This is a genomic window from Tengunoibacter tsumagoiensis (assembly GCF_003967535.1).
Taxonomy (GTDB): Bacteria; Chloroflexota; Ktedonobacteria; order Ktedonobacterales; family Ktedonobacteraceae; genus Tengunoibacter; species Tengunoibacter tsumagoiensis.
In genome coordinates, this window is the sequence record NZ_BIFR01000001.1 from 4,725,663 (window position 1) to 4,742,205 (window position 16,543).

Consider the following 16,543-nt stretch of genomic DNA (forward strand, 5'->3'; position numbering starts at 1 on the left):
CCTGCTCTATATGTGCTGAAGAAATTGCCACATATACGGCAGAGGCTCCGGGCCGGCGACTTATATGAAGGTTAAGTATGGGTATGGGCCCTGAGCACCTTCAAAGGATGTCAGGCTCCATGGCACTTTTTGAATTTTTTGCCACTACCACAAGGACAGGGATCATTACGACCAACGCGCGCCAGGTTGGCGGGCGAGGATTGATTCGGTGCAGTTGCAAGACGCGCTCCACCATTTCCATTCGCTCGTGGAGGTGTAGCATTTTTGCGCACTGCTGCATTGACATCATTGCGAACTGCGGCTGCCTTTTTCTTGTCCTGAACGGGCTCCTGGCTCTTGGCCTGCCCACTGGATTCAGCGATTGCATCCGCGTTCGTGCTCAACTCCTGAGGCATGCGACGCTGGGGCTCAGGGCGCTGCAATGTAATCTGAACCTCATTCCGCAGTAATTTCAAGAGCGCATCAACTGTGTAATGCTGAATCGCAGTTTTCAGCTCATCAAACATCCGGAAGGCTTCGTTTTTAAACTCGACCAGAGGATCACGCTGAGCTATAGAACGGAAACCAATACCCGCACGCATGACATCCAGAGCATCGATATGATCCATCCAGAGACGATCCACAACCTGTAGCAGATAGGTACGCTCAAATTCTCGTTGAGGGTCCAGGTTAAAGACACCTTGCGTTGCCGCTTGCTTCCGTAGCTCTTCGCCGCGCTGCTCATAGTGCTCAAGGACCAGATCCACCAGATCGCTACGAAGGTTGTCGCGACGGACAGCGTGAATATTTTCAGGCACAAACTCTTCTGGAACATGAACCCAGGGCTCCAGCGCTTTAAAGAGCGTCTCTAGCTCCTCTTCCTCGCTCACCATCGTCCCTGGAATCGTATTGTTCACCAGGTTTGTAACCTCATTACGGATCATCGTCAGAATACGATCATGCATATCGCCATGTTCAAGAACACGGTGACGATCAGCATAGATAACCTCACGCTGTTTCGCAATCACATCGTCATATTCAACGACATTTTTACGAATATCGAAGTTATAGCCCTCAACACGCGTCTGAGCGCTTTCGATAAAGCGAGAGACCATCTTGCTTTCCAGAGGCATATCCTCTTCCATACCAACACGCTCCATAATGCCAGCCACACGATCGGCAGCAAAACGGCGCATCAGTTCATCGTCCAGCGCCAGGAAGAAGCGCGAAGCCCCCGGATCACCCTGACGACCAGCACGACCACGAAGCTGATTATCGATACGGCGCGACTCATGACGCTCTGTACCAATAATATAGAGTCCACCAAGTTCAACCACACGATCGTGATCTAACTCGCATTCCTTGACCTTGGTAGCCAGCAGTTCATCCTTCTCAGCCTGTGTCATCTGTTCCAGATAAAACTGAATAGCCTCTTCCTTCTCCTCACGCTCATCAGAAGTACGCTCTGGCATCTCGCGGATGGAGTCAACCTGTTCGGCATGTTTGCGCAGAATACTATCAAAATAATCCTTGGGATTACCACCTAACAGAATATCGGTACCACGACCAGCCATGTTGGTTGCAATCGTCACGGCACCACTACGGCCAGCCTGAGCCACAATCTGAGCCTCACGCTCATGATACTTGGCATTTAACACATTGTGAGGGATACCCTGCATTTCCAGCAGATGCGAAAGATGCTCTGAGATCTCAACCGAAGTGGTACCAACCAGCACTGGCTGCCCCTTTTCGTGCCGCTCTTTGATCTCCTCAGCCACGGCCTTAAATTTGGCCTCGCCTGTCCGATAGATCAGATCTGGCATATCTTTACGCTGGGTCGGTTTGTTCGTGGGAATCACCATCACATCCAGCTCGTAGATCTTATTGAACTCTTCGGCCTCTGTCAGAGCTGTACCAGTCATACCAGCCAGCTTGTTATACAGACGGAAGTAGTTCTGGAATGTGATTGTCGCCAGAGTATGGTTCTCGCGCTGAACCTTCACTCCTTCTTTGGCTTCAATTGCCTGATGAAGACCCTCACTATAGCGACGACCCTGCATCTGACGGCCCGTAAACTCATCAACGATAACGACCTCGCCATCTTTTACGATGTAGTCTTTATCACGTTTAAAGATTACCTGGGCCTTGATGGCATTCTCCATATAGCGCGTGAGATCCAGATTGGACTCGTCGTAAATATTCTCAACGCCGGCCAGCTTCTCAATCTTGTCGATGCCATCTTCGGTCAGCATGACGGAGCGCGTCTTTTCTTCGATTGTATAGTCGTCCTCAGGTTTGAGAAACTTGGACCACTGAGCAAATTGTGCGTATGTCTCAGTCGACTCCTGGCCCTGACCCGAGATGATCAATGGCGTACGAGCTTCGTCGATCAAGATGTTATCCACCTCGTCTACAATAGCGTAGTTGAGCTCACGTTGCACCATCTGATCCAGCGCCGTGACCATGTTGTCACGCAGGTAATCAAAACCGAATTCATTATTGGTACCATAGGTAATATCAGCCCGATATGCCTCACGTCGTTCGGCTGATTGGGCATTGACAGAATTGACCAGGATGCCCACTGTCAGTCCCAGGAAGCGATAGATATTCCCCATCCATTCGCCATCACGGTGGGCGAGGTAATCATTCACCGTCACCACGTGGACGCCTTTGCCAGTCAATGCATTCAGGTAGACTGGCGCTGTTGCCACCAGCGTCTTCCCCTCACCTGTACGCATCTCGGCAATCTTGCCCTGATGCAGCACAACGCCACCAATCAACTGCACATCATAATGGCGCATCTTAATCTTGCGCCAGCCAGCCTCACGCACAACGGCAAAAGCTTCTGGCAGCAGATCATCCAACATCTTCCCCTGCTTGTAGCGCTTGACCATCTCAGGGACCAGCTCATCCATGGCATCGGCTTTTATCGCTACGATCTCCTCTTGCAACTGTCCAAAGAGGTCCATATAGAAGATCTCTGTGAGACGATCAGCCGCATCGGGGCGATCTATCGTTGCACGCAAAGCCTCCTCAAAGCGTGGCCACGCCAGCGCATAAGCCTCTTCTAGATCGCTATCCAGGTCTTGCAACGCTGGCTCAGCCATTTTCAACTGCTTAAAGGTCAGACTCCTGGGATCTTTGGCCTCATCCGGCCACTGTTGCTCATCTTCAGCACGATCCATAATCGCCTGGACGCGCAAGGTGTTTAATACCACCGAGAGATTTTTGTACCCCTGCTCAAAACAATCCGATAAGGTAGCTTGCAGATGCTCACGCAACGCACTCTCACTATCATGAAGGTCCAACTTCTGACGAAACTCCATCACAGCCGCATGCAGTTGCTCATCACTGCATCTATCCGCTAAAGGTTCAACCTTCTGCAAAGCTTCGCGAAAAAGCTTGACCAGTTCATCTTCCAGGACCATGCCACCTTTAAGGTAGAGCGCCAGCTGCGAACGAAACTCAGTCGTCTTGGCCGAAAGGGCCTCATCACTCAAAGCCTTCATTTCTGGTTCGAGAGTATTTATCTTATCAATCAGGGGTTGGATCGCCTTTAAATCTCGTTTATTGGGATCACCTAAAATTTTTCCTAACAATTGCATATGCGCATGTTCTCCTACTGCATTGGCATGGGTGATGATATCGGTCCAAAAAAAGAAAAATAACAGCTATGCCTACACCATTATACCATCAAGTCTCGCTCTTTTTTGATAGCATACTGGCAATCGACGATTCTGCTCATTACCCTCATTGAGAGCTACGCAAAGCCATCTCTCCGGTTGCATATTTTCTATTTTCCATCAAAAAACCGCAAAAGTACTGTACAATAAGGAAAGATTAGTGCCCGTTTGCTTAGAGTGTGTCCTAAAACCAGTAAGTGGCCGATAGAAAAAAGAAAGGAGTCAAACAAGCGATCAGAAAGGATCACAGCCAATGGAAAGAAGCATCACGCGAAAGCCGTACGCCACCGATCTGACGGATGCCCAATGGGAGTTGCTGGCTCCCTTCATCCCAGATGTCTCGCCCAATGCGACCCAAGAGACCATTCCCAGGCGCGAGATCGTCAACGGCATCCTCTACGTGTTGCGAACAGGCTGTTCGTGGAGACTGACACCCCACGATTTGCCCAACGGCAAGACGCTGCACCATTATTTGCGTCAGTGGAAACACAGCGGGGTTTGGGAGACCGCCATGACCAGCTTACGCAAACAAACCCGTCAGGCCATTGGCCGAGAAGAGGAACCCAGTGCGGTCATCATCGACAGCCAATCGATCAAAACCAGTCCCGTCCGAGGCATCGAGCGTGGGTTCGATGCGGGAAAAAAAAATCTGGGGTCGTAAACGACATCTTCTCGTTGACACGCAAGGCTTCGTTCTGGCGGTCAAAGTGCATACCGCGGGCTTGACCGACCGCAAGAGCGCTCCTCTGCTGTTGGCCGGGCAAAAAGAATACTTCCCACGAGTTTCGTATCTGTTCGCTGATCGGGGATACACTGGGCCGCTTCTTGATTGGATCAAAGAGCACCTTGGCTGGGAACCGGAGATTGTCCCTCATGAACACAACGACTCCCAGAGCGATTGGGTGCTCGTCAATGGGGAACCGGTCAAGATTGCCAAACCAAAAGGCGGTTTTCAGGTTCAACGAAAACGATGGGTTGTTGAACGCACCTTTGCCTGGCTCACGCGGTTTCGTCGCTTGGCGCGCGATTATGAGGGTCTCCCTTCGAGCAGTGAGGCTCTTATCCAGATCGCTGCGATCCGTCTCTTTTTGACGCGTTTGGCTCCTTTCTAGGCCTTTGCGTTTATCTTAAGACACACTCTTAGCAAAAGCAGTACAATAAGGAAAGATTAGTGCCCGTTTGCTTAGCAAAAGCAGTACAATAAAGAAAGAGAATCATGCGTTCACTCCTGAAAGGACGAAGAGATAGGTGGAAAAAGATCAGCCCATTGCTGTATTGGATGAGCTCAATTGTCTTCTGGACCATATCCATACCTATCTCCATGATAAGGCCAGGGCTTCGGATGTCCAGCTACTGATTATCAGTCTGCGCCAACTCTTTGAGATCTCCGATGACCTCTTTCGACATATACTTCCTGGCCTGCACACCACAACAATCGCCACAATGCATGAGCAGCTCATTCGTAAGCGGCTCTGGTTGCAGATCCATGACCTCCTGCGCGCTATCGAGAAGCTCTCTCCACTCTGTCGCCTCTTAAGTGAAGTGACACTGAGCTTGATTATAGCTCTTGATGAGCTCCCTACGAACCCATACGCGAACGCTCCTTCACCTCAATCCTCTCCAGAAGCATGGCAACATACACAACGCATCCTCGCAGAACGTATCCACTCCTGGCGGCGAGGCAAACGACAATCCTTTAGCTTGCTATTTGCACAACAGAATGCGCTCTTCCCTCTCCCAATGATGGATAAAGCCTTCAGCTTGCTTTTAGAAAACCTGGAGATCCTCTTTCAAGAAACCCTTCCCACTTTTTCTACCCTTCAGTCTCATGATCATGAGCCAGCCCTTATGCTCCTGCTGGACCAACTACAACGGACCGATCAGGCCCTTATCCAGAGCGAGCTACTCCTCGAACCATTGGAACTTTTAAAGAAATTTTATACATCTTAAACTACCCCAGATATCTTATTTCTGCTTGATAGCTTTATACCAGATGAGGTCAACGCGGGTACTTTCCGGGTACTTTCAAATAAGAAAGTGATCTCAACCATAATAACAAGGTCTTAACAGGTCCATAACCATAATTACGCACCCTTCATAGTAAGTTCCAACTATACTCATGATCAGCAGGTCCAGAAAGGTTATGCCCTACACATAGATTGGAAGCAGAAACATGCAGACTACCATAAAGACGACGATAGACAATAACCAGCGATCTTCTGCCAATGACATTATCACGACAGCAGATCTTCTGCGATGGGCAGATAATGATCAAAACCCTGCCGATCACGTAAAGAGGCTTCTTCAGGCAGGCGCGACGCAGGTCGCGCTGGTCGCAATCACCCTCCACTTTGCGCCAGATTCAGACAATGGACAGGAGCCTATACAGGCCCGGAGTCTTCTGTACTTTCTGGATTACTTACGACCTCTGGTACGCAAAACGGATTCTGTCTGCATGCAAGGGTATACATACTACTTCTTCCTGCTGGACGCAACTATCCATGGTGGCGAGATCGTGCAGAGAAGATTATGGGAAAGCCTGCTCTGGTGTGTACATAATACAAACGAGCCCGATATATACCGCCCCAGCCAGATGGCAATTGGCTATAGCGCCTATCCAGCACCACAAAAGTCTATTCAACACTTCCTTGCTACAGCTCGCATAGCCCGCATCAGTTTTGATGTACCAGAAGCACTATCGGAACAGATGGCGCAGGCCCCGCACCAGGAAGAGCTGAGAGAACAATTAAAAGAGCAGTCACGCCAATTGGGGATTCCTTATGTAGCCAATCTGCCCCGTCGCTTGCCCAATAAGGTGAAACGGCTGGTTGCTCTTCAATTAGCACAGGAGCTCTGCTGCTATCCTCTCGGTCTCGAACGCGATCACCTTACTGTCGCGATGGGTAATCCTCCAGATCCAAACGTGCTGATGCGACTCACACAGATCACAGGGATGCAGATCTTCCCTGTTCTCGCTCATCCTCTGGAGATTAATCAAGCCCTACAATGTCTGCAAAACGCCGGGTAATCAGGCCATTGTTGTCGTCAGGAAGCTCATGGCTTGAGAACCAGAGACACGCGATGATAACTATCTTAGCGGACATAGTAAACGCAGGACCTGCCTCATTTGACGTTTTAGCGCCAGAATGAGGCAGGTCCTGCGTTTACTAGACCAGTTTTATAGAGCTACTGAGAACGGTTGCATCAGGCTAGAGGCTGACAGGCTGACGCATCGCATCGATGAGAATCTTCGCAACTTCTGGACGTGAAAACTCACGAGGGGGTACCTCACCAGCTTGCAACATCTGACGCACTTTTGTTCCGCTCAGGATGATATGTTGATCGCTTCCATGAGGGCAGGTCTTCTGCGATGCCATAGAATCACATTGGCGGCAGAAAAACGTATGATCAAAGAACATTGGGGTGATCCCTAAGGCTGCTGGATCAAATTCGGCAAAGATATATTGGGCATCATAGGTCCCATAATAGTTGCCAACACCTGCATGATCCCGCCCCACAATAAAGTGTGAACAGCCATAATTCTTACGCATCAACGCATGGAAGATGGCCTCACGAGGGCCCGCATAGCGCATCGCCGCTGGCAATACGCCGAGAATAACCCGCTGCTGCGGATAATAGTTCTCTAATAACACCTCATAACAGCGCATCCGCACATCCGCCGGGATATCATCACCCTTCGTATCACCAACCAGCGGATGAAGATACAGACCATCTACGGTCTCCATTGCGCACTTTTGGATATATTCATGGGCACGATGGACAGGATTGCGCGTCTGGAAAGCCACAATCTTCTGCCATCCTCGCTCTGTGAAGAGTGTACGCGACTGAGTAGGAGTGTAACGATACTTCGCGAAGGTCTGATTCGGCAGATTAAGCACACGCACTGGTCCACCCAGGAGCACATCACCTTGTTGATAGAGAACCTTCACCCCAGGATGCGCCTCATCTTCGGTCCGATACACCTTCTGCGCTTCTAACTGCTTATCGTAGTGATACTTCTCCTCAACTGTCAGTAAAGCCTGCACAGTTCCTTCCGCAGTAACCAGGGCTACCTGCGATCCCTCAACAATATTGGCTGCCTGTTCCTCAGAGATAGGTAACGTGATCGGAATGGACCAGGGAAGCCCACTACTGAGATGCATGGTATTTACCACACTCAGATAGTCATCGCGCTTAAGAAAGCCTCCTAGAGGGCTATACGCGCCAATTGCAAGCATTTCCAGATCGGCCAGTTGTCGTGAGCCGACAGTAATCTGAGGAAGTGTCTGAGCACGTTCCAATAACGCTACACGTTCTGCTTCTGATGCCTGATTCAGAATAAGCTCACCACCGTGAGGGGCAATCAATGGCTTCGTCATAATTGAGATACATCCTTTTCTAACTGAAGCTTACAGATAGCCCAGTGCAGCCAACCGATCGGTTACGGCCTGGGACTCATTGACCTGAGCCTCTTCTGGTGCCAGGTAGCCCAGTTCTTCCAATTTATCAAGAATACGCTGGACACTGACCTCAACTGGCTCTTGATTCGTTTCAATGACCAACTCAGGCGACTCGGGTTCTTCATAGGGATCATCCACCCCTGTAAACCCTTTCAGCTTTCCTTCATCAACGAGCTTGTAAAGACCCTTTACATCGCGCTGGCGGCAAACCTCAATTGGGCATTTCACATAGATCTCAACAAAATTCCCAATCTCCTGCCGCGCCCACTCGCGTGCCTCACGATAAGGGGCAATCGCCGCTGACACACAGGCAACTCCATTGCGTGTCAACAGACCACACACAAAGGCGATCCGCTTAATATTGGTATCGCGATCTTCTTTACTAAAACCCAGACCCTTACTTAAATGCGTACGCACAACATCGCCATCCAGAATCTCCAGGTTCCGTCCACGCTCACGTAGACGCTGCTGTAACGCCTCAGAGAGCGTACTTTTTCCTGCACCTGAGAGTCCAGTAAACCAGACAGTGAAACCAACATTCGCCGCCATAGAGAAACTCCTTGATCGTCATCACTAAAGTCTATTAGCACAAGGTAGAACCTATCATCTGCTCTATGCGGCTCTGCACAGAACCCGCTCGTTTCGTTCTTTTCACCTCTTTGTGATCACCTTTGGATCTTCTATCTCGCCATCCTCATTCAGGTGAGAATACTGCCGCCTATTACTCAATAAAGAGTACACAACCTCTTACGAACAGAGGAGAATGAAAAACAAAAGGAAGTAACGGCAGTCACAGATCCCATTGGAGAAACATCTCTCCTTTGATCTGCTCATCAGTGCCCACCTCCACTCAGGAAGGAGCAAAATTTCAGAAAAAACAGAGAAAAGTAGGAGAGAGGAATTGCCTAAAAAGAATGGTCTTCTCCGCAATATATTGTAACATCAGTTGCTAACAAATACTATCTTTCATCAGCAAAGGAAAATTTTACCGTGTAAAGTAGCAACTCTCCCTCCAATCTCTATAGGCAAATTACCTACACATTTCGGATAGTAGACCCGTTCAGTTGAGAGAAGATGCTCTGACTAACAGAAGGATTGAACTTTTTTCCATTCGCGGTATGTATTTTGAGATCTTTATGTATCTCCTGAGAATAGCGTTGAATCCTTACAAATTGTAAGGGAAACCATGGCGCGATAGAGTCAATTGGGGGTATAGTAGTACTCAGATAATCACTCGCCTATGCACAGGGCCTAAACCAATGCAGGCAAGATGGAAAAAGACTTTTTTTCGAGGAGTATAAGCAGAATGACACAGGATAAAAAAGTACGTGTCGCTATCATTGGAGTGGGAAACTGCGCCAGTGCGCTCGTACAGGGCGTCCAATACTACAAAGACGCCAACGAGGATGACTTTATACCAGGTCTGATGCATGTGAACCTGGGCGGCTACCATATTCGCGATATTGAATTTACCGCCGCATTTGATATAGATACAAATAAAGTTGGCAAAGATCTTGGAGAGGCCATTTATACCACTCCCAATAATACATATCGCTTTGCCGACGTTCCCCACCTGGGAGTGCCGGTTTATCGCGGTATGACTCACGATGGGCTGGGAAAATATCTCTCTAAAATTATTACTAAAGCCCCCGGCCAGACTGCCGATATTGTGAAGATTCTGAAAGAGACCAGGACCGATGTCGTCATCAACTATCTTCCTGTCGGTTCCGAGACAGCAACCAAGTGGTATGTTGAGCAGATCTTGCAGGCAGGAGTGGGTTTTGTCAACTGCATCCCCGTCTTTATTGCTCGCGAGCAGTACTGGCAGGAGCGCTTCAAAGAACAGAATCTCCCGATGATCGGCGATGATATTAAAAGCCAGGTTGGAGCGACAATTGTCCACCGCATTCTTACCCGCCTCTTCCGTGAGCGTGGCGTTCGCGTCGAGCGCACGATGCAGTTAAACGTTGGTGGCAATACCGACTTCTACAATATGCTGGAGCGCGATCGCCTGGAATCCAAGAAGATCAGCAAGACCAACGCCGTCACCAGTCAGTTGGACTACGATATTGGCGAGAATAACGTGCATATCGGTCCATCAGACTATGTGGCCTGGCTTGAGGACCGCAAATGGGCCTATATTCGCCTGGAGGGCCGTACCTTTGGGGATGTTCCATTGAATGCTGAGCTAAAGCTTGAGGTCTGGGATTCTCCCAACTCAGCCGGTGTGGTTATCGATGCGGTGCGTCTGGTCAAATTAGCTCTGGATCACGGTATTAGTGGCACACTCGAAGGCCCAAGCTCTTACCTGATGAAATCTCCTCCTATCCAGTATCATGACGATGTTGCTCGCCAGCTGACAGAAGACTTCATCACACAGTCCACCAGCGACCAGCATCCCGTTGAGAATGCCCAGGCCAATGGCCATCGTATCGAGACTGCCTCAGAACTGTAAAGCTTCGATCTATCCCTTCACAGGCTAGCACAAGCAAATAACGAAAAGTTCAGGGAGGAGACCAGTCCTGACGGACCAGTCTCCTCCCTGACGAACAGCCAGTTGAAATTAATGTGGCTGTGCTGGAGTCACGCCTGAATTTGGTGGGGCCGCATCTGTCACATTCGCGCGCAACAGTTCCTCACGCACAATCGTCACATCCGGCGGAGCGCTAATGCCGATTTTCACGCGCTCGCCCTCCACAGCCAACACTGAAATGTTAATAACCCCAGCAAGCACTATACTTTCTCCAACTTTCCTTCGCAACACAAGCATGTAAAGCTCCCTTCATGAGAAGCATATCCTAAGCATCAGCGTCCCTGCGCTGGGACAATCACTAGCAAGGGCGCCTCTTTCAGCGTGACCGCATGACAAGATTCTGTACAGGAACATTGATCGGATCCCACCTCCAGATGACGCCAGGTGTCAACACACTGGGTAGAGCAAGCAAAGAGTGATTGTGATCTCACTCCTGTTGGTCTTACAAAAAATGCGTCTCATTTATCAGTATACACCTTGCCAAAGCAATACAATCAATGCTGTACAATCCAGCCCTGACGTTTTTCTGTACTTGCGTCAAACGATCCGAATATTTGAAAGACTCTTGTTGAGGAGCACCTCTTCTACACCCCGCGGGTAGGGGTCGGCAGCGAGAAGCCTGTACCAGCCTACAAGCGGCTTCCAGCGGGTTACAAGCTCGCCTACGGGCCTCTTCAGGTAACCTTGCACTGACAAGATACAGATGCGTGGTTCCAGAACGTCCTTTCATGGCAACTCTTCCTAAGGTGATATCACCAGTACGAGGTTAATACGCTCCATCGCTATCCTGCTCTCCTCTATCATCATACACCATAGTATCGGCATTCCAAAGGGCGTCAATAGGAAACATAGTACGAGGCTTTTGCGACTTCAAGAGATTTTTCTTTTATGACGGGCGGGACCATCGGGGGTAGAATTCGTTTTACCTGTATTTGACGACGGATTAGTAGGATAGGTGCGTGCTCTTCTCTCAACGGTGACTTTTTGGCTATAGTACTCCTGGCTTTCCTGGGCGACTTTCTCACTGCCTTGTGCTCCTTCATCGCTGCGATATGCATATAATGCTGCTCGCAAACGCATAATGGCCTGCATATGAAGTTGACAAACGCGCGATTCAGAGACACTCAATACTTTGCTAATCTCTTTCATTGTCAACTCTTCCTGATAGTATAAAGCCAGTAAAAGCTTCTCACGCTCTGGCAGATGCTCAATCGCCGCGCTGAGCGTGTCGGTCAACTCTTGATGTTCTGTCTGCTCAACAGGACCTGGGGCTGTGTGGTCCTCTAAAAGCTCGGCCAGTGACGTGACTTCGTCATCCTGTAAAAAGGAGTTGAGTGGCGCATCTAATGAGAGGACAGAAGCATTCATTTCCATTAACATCTGACGATAACGCTCCACTGTGACGCCTAGCTCAACCGCTACCTCCTCTTCTTTTGCCGGACGCCCCAATTTCTGCTCCAACACCGCCAACGCCCCCTCGATCTGCCTTACACGAGAAATAGCCGAACGCGGCAGCCAGTTCAAAGAACGTAACTGGTCAATAACGGCACCTCGAATACGTACTGTGGCAAATGCCTCAAAACGAACTCCACGCGTAGGGTCAAAACGATCAACCGCATTGATCAGGCCAATCATTCCATAACTGATGAGATCTTCGGCCTCCAGTACACCAGTTGGTGGAATCCCTAGCCGCCCCACCACAAAACGGACCAGCGGAGCGTATAACGTAATAAGCTCATTACGGAGCTTTTGATCTCTCCTGGCAACGAATAACATCCAGAGGTCTTGCACTTCTGTGACAGAATCTGTCCCCATACGGTACCCCTTTTTCATCTTTGTCTCTCGGCTCACCATTCTCAACCCCGCCACTGCTGAGGAAAAGTGTAGTATGGAAGCAAGCAAGTTAACATTGACACAGGTCCTATCTTAAGATTGCAAGAGGTCCCGTAGGAGAATGCGGATATAGTTTAAATAGTAGAGGTCGATAAAAAGAATATATGAGGTTATTGAGTAAGGATAGACCGCTAAACGAGGATGGAGCAGCCACGTAGACGCTCTTGTTCAATGCTCGATCAATAAGGCCACGGGTAAAACGTTGTCAGTTATTCGTCCAGGAGTCACCGAGATCATGAAAAATATGCCATCCTCCTCTGCTGGAGGCTCTTCTGATCATTCAGATAAGTCTGTTAAAAAAGCTGATGCCAAACATTATCGCCCCGATAACTATGAAGAACAGATGTCGCTTGACTATCTTATTCATCAGGGATTTCAATGGGATGAGGCAGCTACACTCCTGACGATGAAGGAACATCTCTACGATAATCGAGAGATGCGCCAACGGATGGAGGATAATTATCGCATGCAATTTGTGAAATGGCTACGCGAGCAGGGGCAGATGAGCGATTGGGAATAGATGATGTTTCAGTATTGTGGCGATACATCGCAAGTTTTTGCGATGTATCGCCACAATACTGGGTACGGTCACTGGATTTCTCTCAGGGACTATGCACTAAATTTGACGATGGTCACGCCATCTCCACCTTCTTTTGGTGGCGCAAAAGCAAATGATTTGACCAACGGATGATGCGTCAATTGCTCGCGAACGGCCTGACGAAGAGCTCCGGTCCCTTTGCCATGAAGCAGACGAACCGATGAGAGACCTGCAAGGACTGCATCGTTCAGATAGGTATCCAGTTCTGCTAAAGCATCTTCGACACGCCATCCCCGCATATCTAATTGCAGATCGACGGGAGGACGCTCCTCAATATTCTGCATGATGATATTTGGGCGAGCTCGCTCTTCAGAGGCTGCCTTACGCTTGCTGATGCGTTCAAGGGTATCGACATTGACGCGAAAACGGAGCGCGCCCATCTGGACTTCTGCCTCGCTACGGTCAGCCGATAATCCCAATAGCTCGGCATTCTGTCCAAAACTGAGCACTCGGACGGTATCACCTATCTGCAATGGCCCATCCAGGCGCTCATCCCTGGCTACATTCTGGCGCTGCATAGGCTCTGGAATAGAGGTCACCTTCTGCTCCAACGCACGAGCACGCTGTCTCGCCTCACCCAGGTGGTCCTGCGTGATATTCCCACGCTTCGCGGTCGCACGAACTTTGCCAATCTCACGCAGAACTTCATCAAGCTCACGGCTGGCCTGAGCGCGCGCTTCATTCAGGATACGAATGCGGTCCAGCTCCAACTGATGGCGCTCAGATTCCAGTTGCTTTCGCTGGTACTCAGCCTCGACACGCTCCATGTTGAGATTAAAGCGCTCATCCTCTGCGGCCTTGCGCTCAGACTGCAAGCCCTCAAGCAGATTCTCCATTCGCACACCCGCGTTCCCCAAAAATCGGCGAGCGCCCCGAATAATGCGATTATCTAAACCAAGACGTTGAGCAATCGCCAGGGCATTACTACGCCCGGGCAGACCAATGCTCAGTTTATAGGTTGGAGAGAGCGTCTCAATATCAAACTCAACCGAGGCGTTGACGACCCCTTTCTGCTCATGGGCAAACGCTTTCAGCTCTGAATAGTGCGTCGTTGCGACCGTTGTAATATGCCGATCCAACAAAAAGGTGAGAATGGCGCGCGCTAAAGCCGAGCCCTCACTGGGATCAGTTCCTGCGCCAAGCTCGTCAAAGAGGACCAGCGTTGGTTGAGGACGGGCCTCACGTTTGACCAGTTCGTCCGCCATCTTACCACGAATATCTGGCGTACTACGCTTACGATACTCTTCTACGGTCCGCAAAATCTCAATGATACGGCTGAGATGTGAGGAGAATGTGCTCAGGTTCTGTTCAATACTCTGTTCGTCACCGATATCAGCAAAGATATCTTGAAAAATCGTGATCTCTGAGTCATCATCGGCTGGAATATGCAATCCTGCCTGTGCCATCAATGAAAGCAGGCCAACGGTCTTTAGGGCGACAGTCTTACCACCAGTATTTGGTCCAGTAATCACGACCATAAAGAAGTCGCGCCCCAGATGGAAATTAGTGGGAACAACCTTGCCTGTCAGCAGTGGATGGCGCGCATTACGCAACTGAATAATACCATCGGTATTGAGCCGGGGCTCGCTAGAGCGTGTCATCCGCCCATAACGAGCTTTGGCCAGGTGAAGATCAAACTCTGCCAGAAGCTCTAACGCAACCTTCAGTGTCTCGGCCTCACGTCCAATCTCAGATGAGAGCTGCCGCAAGATCCGTTCGATCTCCTGCCTCTCTTCAGCTTGCAATTCACGAAGCCGGTTGTTCATTTCAACAATCACCATTGGTTCAACAAACACTGTGGCACCACTGGATGACTGATCATGAACAATGCCACGTACATGGCTACGCTGCTCAGCTTTAACAGGAATGACATAGCGATCATTGCGCGTTGTGACCAGAGCTTCCTGGAGCGATGGCCCAAACTCGTTCACCAGTGTTCGCAACCGATCTTGCAGACGCTGATTGGCTCCACGCAACTCAAAGCGGATCTTGCGCAAGCCAGGGCTCGCAGTATCCAATACTTCGCCATCTTCGCTCACGGTCTCTTCAATACGACGGGCAATCTGAGGTCGCACAGGGATATCTGCTCCCAATGCTCTCAGCAGCGGAAAGCTCTCAGGGTCCAGTTTCTCCAGAGTTCGCGAGACAAAATGCGCACTCCGAACTGTAAATAATATCTCTACAAGGTCGGCGGGCAACAAAATTCCTTCTCGCGCCGCTCGCACCAGATGAGCTCGAATATCATGGGCACCACGCACGCTGACATCTGCATTAAGATCTATCAAGCGCGAAGCCTCTGTTGTATATGCCTGGCGGCGACGGGCCTCTTGCAGATCAGCAGTTGGCTCAAGGCCCATCACCAGCTCTTTACTTGCCGAAAACGCTGCTTCATGCGCCACCTTAGCCAGGATTTTGGGATACTCTAATGTTTGAATACTTTTCTCGTGCATATGCTTTTTTTATGAGTCCTTTTTTCTGGGCCTGCACCCACAAACGGAGCGCAGCAAACGTTCTTCTATTCATACAATCCACACGGACTATCGCTATCTCGACAGCTCCAACGCTCAACACTCTGGTCGGCCTGGATTCTTAAATTGCACTCATAAATGAATCTTTCTGATAATAAAGAGGATGAGAAACAACCTGGCTCCTGCTTCTCTTGAACTGTCACAGTCGTCGTGGGTGTTGGAGGACAAACAATTTTGGAACATTGATCGTATCTTAGTATACCATAAAAAATCTGCTTATGGGGCAATCACCTGCTACAAAAAGGTCTCCTCCCTAGAACTACTTACTTACCGTTCACGTATATAGTAGTAAAGAGATATCTGGAGCCAGTTACGGACGAGATTGGAGCTTTCAACTATGGTTTTACATGTTGGAGAACGCGTCTATTGGGGCACTCCGGAGGTCATTTATCTGGAAGGACCTATCGTGGCTCTGCATGCTGAATTCCAGACAGTCGTGGTACATATCGAACGCGCGACCACATATTCAGCTCACTTGATTGGAACGGAGATTCCTTTCGCTGCAGATGGCGTGATGCCTCTGAAAAGCGCAAGCCCTCCTAATACAACAAGTGAACGGAATACTGACCGCCAGCCACTTCCGGCAATGAGCGATGATGAAAAGGTTCAACGTGCTGCTGCTGCTGCAGTCCACCAACAATATGGCTATCAGCTTTCAAAAGAACACGAACAAGCGTTGATTGCAGAGGTTGCGCGAACGCTCAACAATGATTCTGCACTTCGCTCTCAGATTATTACTTCAATGGATGAGATTCTACGTCGCGAGTGGTAGCTCCAGACCAGGATCTTTCAATACGCGTATGTAAGTTCAGTTTTGTGCACGACATTTGCTCCATAGGTGTATTGAATATTCAATGAATCGTACGAGG

12 protein-coding genes are annotated in these 16,543 nt (G+C 49.5%); 6 read left to right on the plus strand and 6 right to left on the minus strand.

Annotated features, from left to right (window positions below):
* Positions 1-110 precede the first annotated feature (110 nt).
* Positions 111-3,584 (minus strand): preprotein translocase subunit SecA, encoded by a 3,474-nt coding sequence (gene secA, locus EL628_RS18480; protein WP_126581387.1) that lies wholly within the window; start codon positions 3,582-3,584, stop codon positions 111-113.
* Positions 3,585-3,915: 331 nt separating this feature from the next.
* On the opposite strand from secA, the gene EL628_RS31020 reads away from it, so the two are divergent.
* The 3 genes from EL628_RS31020 to EL628_RS18495 all read left to right on the plus strand — a co-directional run bounded on the left by EL628_RS31020 (position 3,916) and on the right by EL628_RS18495 (position 6,690).
* A protein-coding gene (locus tag EL628_RS31020) for an IS5 family transposase (RefSeq protein ID WP_371859653.1) occupies positions 3,916-4,774 on the plus strand; the annotation gives its coding sequence in 2 pieces (ribosomal slippage) (positions 3,916-4,302 and positions 4,304-4,774; 858 coding nt in all).
* A gap of 136 nt (positions 4,775-4,910) precedes the next feature.
* Complete coding sequence (locus EL628_RS18490; RefSeq protein ID WP_126581388.1) at positions 4,911-5,612, plus strand: hypothetical protein; 702 nt, start codon at positions 4,911-4,913, stop codon at positions 5,610-5,612.
* A gap of 223 nt (positions 5,613-5,835) precedes the next feature.
* Positions 5,836-6,690, plus strand: coding sequence for a GspE/PulE/PilB domain-containing protein (locus tag EL628_RS18495; RefSeq protein WP_126581389.1), 855 nt, complete (start codon positions 5,836-5,838; stop codon positions 6,688-6,690).
* A gap of 181 nt (positions 6,691-6,871) precedes the next feature.
* Here EL628_RS18495 and sat read toward each other — a convergent pair whose 3' ends face one another.
* Entirely contained in the window at positions 6,872-8,041 is a 1,170-nt protein-coding gene (sat, locus tag EL628_RS18500) for a sulfate adenylyltransferase (RefSeq protein WP_126581390.1), read from the minus strand.
* A gap of 30 nt (positions 8,042-8,071) precedes the next feature.
* Positions 8,072-8,671: an adenylyl-sulfate kinase gene (cysC, locus tag EL628_RS30380; protein WP_126581391.1), complete on the minus strand. Its 600-nt coding sequence runs from the start codon at positions 8,669-8,671 to the stop codon at positions 8,072-8,074.
* Positions 8,672-9,428: 757 nt separating this feature from the next.
* Here cysC and EL628_RS18510 point away from each other — a divergent pair.
* A complete protein-coding gene (locus EL628_RS18510) occupies positions 9,429-10,577 on the plus strand; it encodes an inositol-3-phosphate synthase (protein ID WP_126581392.1) in 1,149 nt (382 codons plus the stop codon).
* A 108-nt stretch (positions 10,578-10,685) separates the two neighbouring features.
* Here the strand turns inward: EL628_RS18510 and EL628_RS18515 are convergent, their stop codons facing one another.
* Together EL628_RS18515 and EL628_RS18520 are read right to left on the minus strand one after the other, a co-directional pair.
* A complete protein-coding gene (locus tag EL628_RS18515) occupies positions 10,686-10,892 on the minus strand; it encodes a carbon storage regulator (RefSeq protein WP_126581393.1) in 207 nt (68 codons plus the stop codon).
* A gap of 633 nt (positions 10,893-11,525) precedes the next feature.
* Positions 11,526-12,470 carry a sigma-70 family RNA polymerase sigma factor gene (locus EL628_RS18520; protein WP_161975596.1) on the minus strand — a complete coding sequence of 315 codons (945 nt, stop codon included), beginning with the start codon at positions 12,468-12,470 and terminating at the stop codon, positions 11,526-11,528.
* A 313-nt stretch (positions 12,471-12,783) separates the two neighbouring features.
* On the opposite strand from EL628_RS18520, the gene EL628_RS18525 reads away from it, so the two are divergent.
* Entirely contained in the window at positions 12,784-13,068 is a 285-nt protein-coding gene (locus tag EL628_RS18525) for a hypothetical protein (protein ID WP_126581395.1), read from the plus strand.
* A gap of 89 nt (positions 13,069-13,157) precedes the next feature.
* Here the strand turns inward: EL628_RS18525 and EL628_RS18530 are convergent, their stop codons facing one another.
* Positions 13,158-15,596, minus strand: coding sequence for an endonuclease MutS2 (locus tag EL628_RS18530; RefSeq protein ID WP_126581396.1), 2,439 nt, complete (start codon positions 15,594-15,596; stop codon positions 13,158-13,160).
* A gap of 415 nt (positions 15,597-16,011) precedes the next feature.
* Between EL628_RS18530 and EL628_RS18535 the strand changes: the two genes are divergently transcribed.
* Positions 16,012-16,446, plus strand: a complete 435-nt coding sequence (locus EL628_RS18535; RefSeq protein ID WP_126581397.1) for a hypothetical protein — start codon at positions 16,012-16,014, stop codon at positions 16,444-16,446.
* Positions 16,447-16,543: the final 97 nt, after the last annotated feature.

Bases quoted from the DNA above. Each gene is read 5' to 3' on its own strand.
- EL628_RS18535 (WP_126581397.1), top strand. From the start codon at position 16,012: ATGGTTTTACATGTTGGAGAACGCGTCTATTGGGGCACTCCGGAGGTC.
- EL628_RS18495 (WP_126581389.1), top strand. From the start codon at position 5,836: ATGCAGACTACCATAAAGACGACGATAGACAATAACCAGCGATCTTCT.
- cysC (WP_126581391.1), bottom strand. From the start codon at position 8,671: ATGGCGGCGAATGTTGGTTTCACTGTCTGGTTTACTGGACTCTCAGGT.
- EL628_RS18520 (WP_161975596.1), bottom strand. From the start codon at position 12,470: ATGGGGACAGATTCTGTCACAGAAGTGCAAGACCTCTGGATGTTATTC.
- EL628_RS18525 (WP_126581395.1), top strand. From the start codon at position 12,784: ATGAAAAATATGCCATCCTCCTCTGCTGGAGGCTCTTCTGATCATTCA.
- EL628_RS18530 (WP_126581396.1), bottom strand. From the start codon at position 15,596: ATGCACGAGAAAAGTATTCAAACATTAGAGTATCCCAAAATCCTGGCT.
- secA (WP_126581387.1), bottom strand. From the start codon at position 3,584: ATGCAATTGTTAGGAAAAATTTTAGGTGATCCCAATAAACGAGATTTA.
- EL628_RS18510 (WP_126581392.1), top strand. From the start codon at position 9,429: ATGACACAGGATAAAAAAGTACGTGTCGCTATCATTGGAGTGGGAAAC.
- sat (WP_126581390.1), bottom strand. From the start codon at position 8,041: ATGACGAAGCCATTGATTGCCCCTCACGGTGGTGAGCTTATTCTGAAT.
- EL628_RS18515 (WP_126581393.1), bottom strand. From the start codon at position 10,892: ATGCTTGTGTTGCGAAGGAAAGTTGGAGAAAGTATAGTGCTTGCTGGG.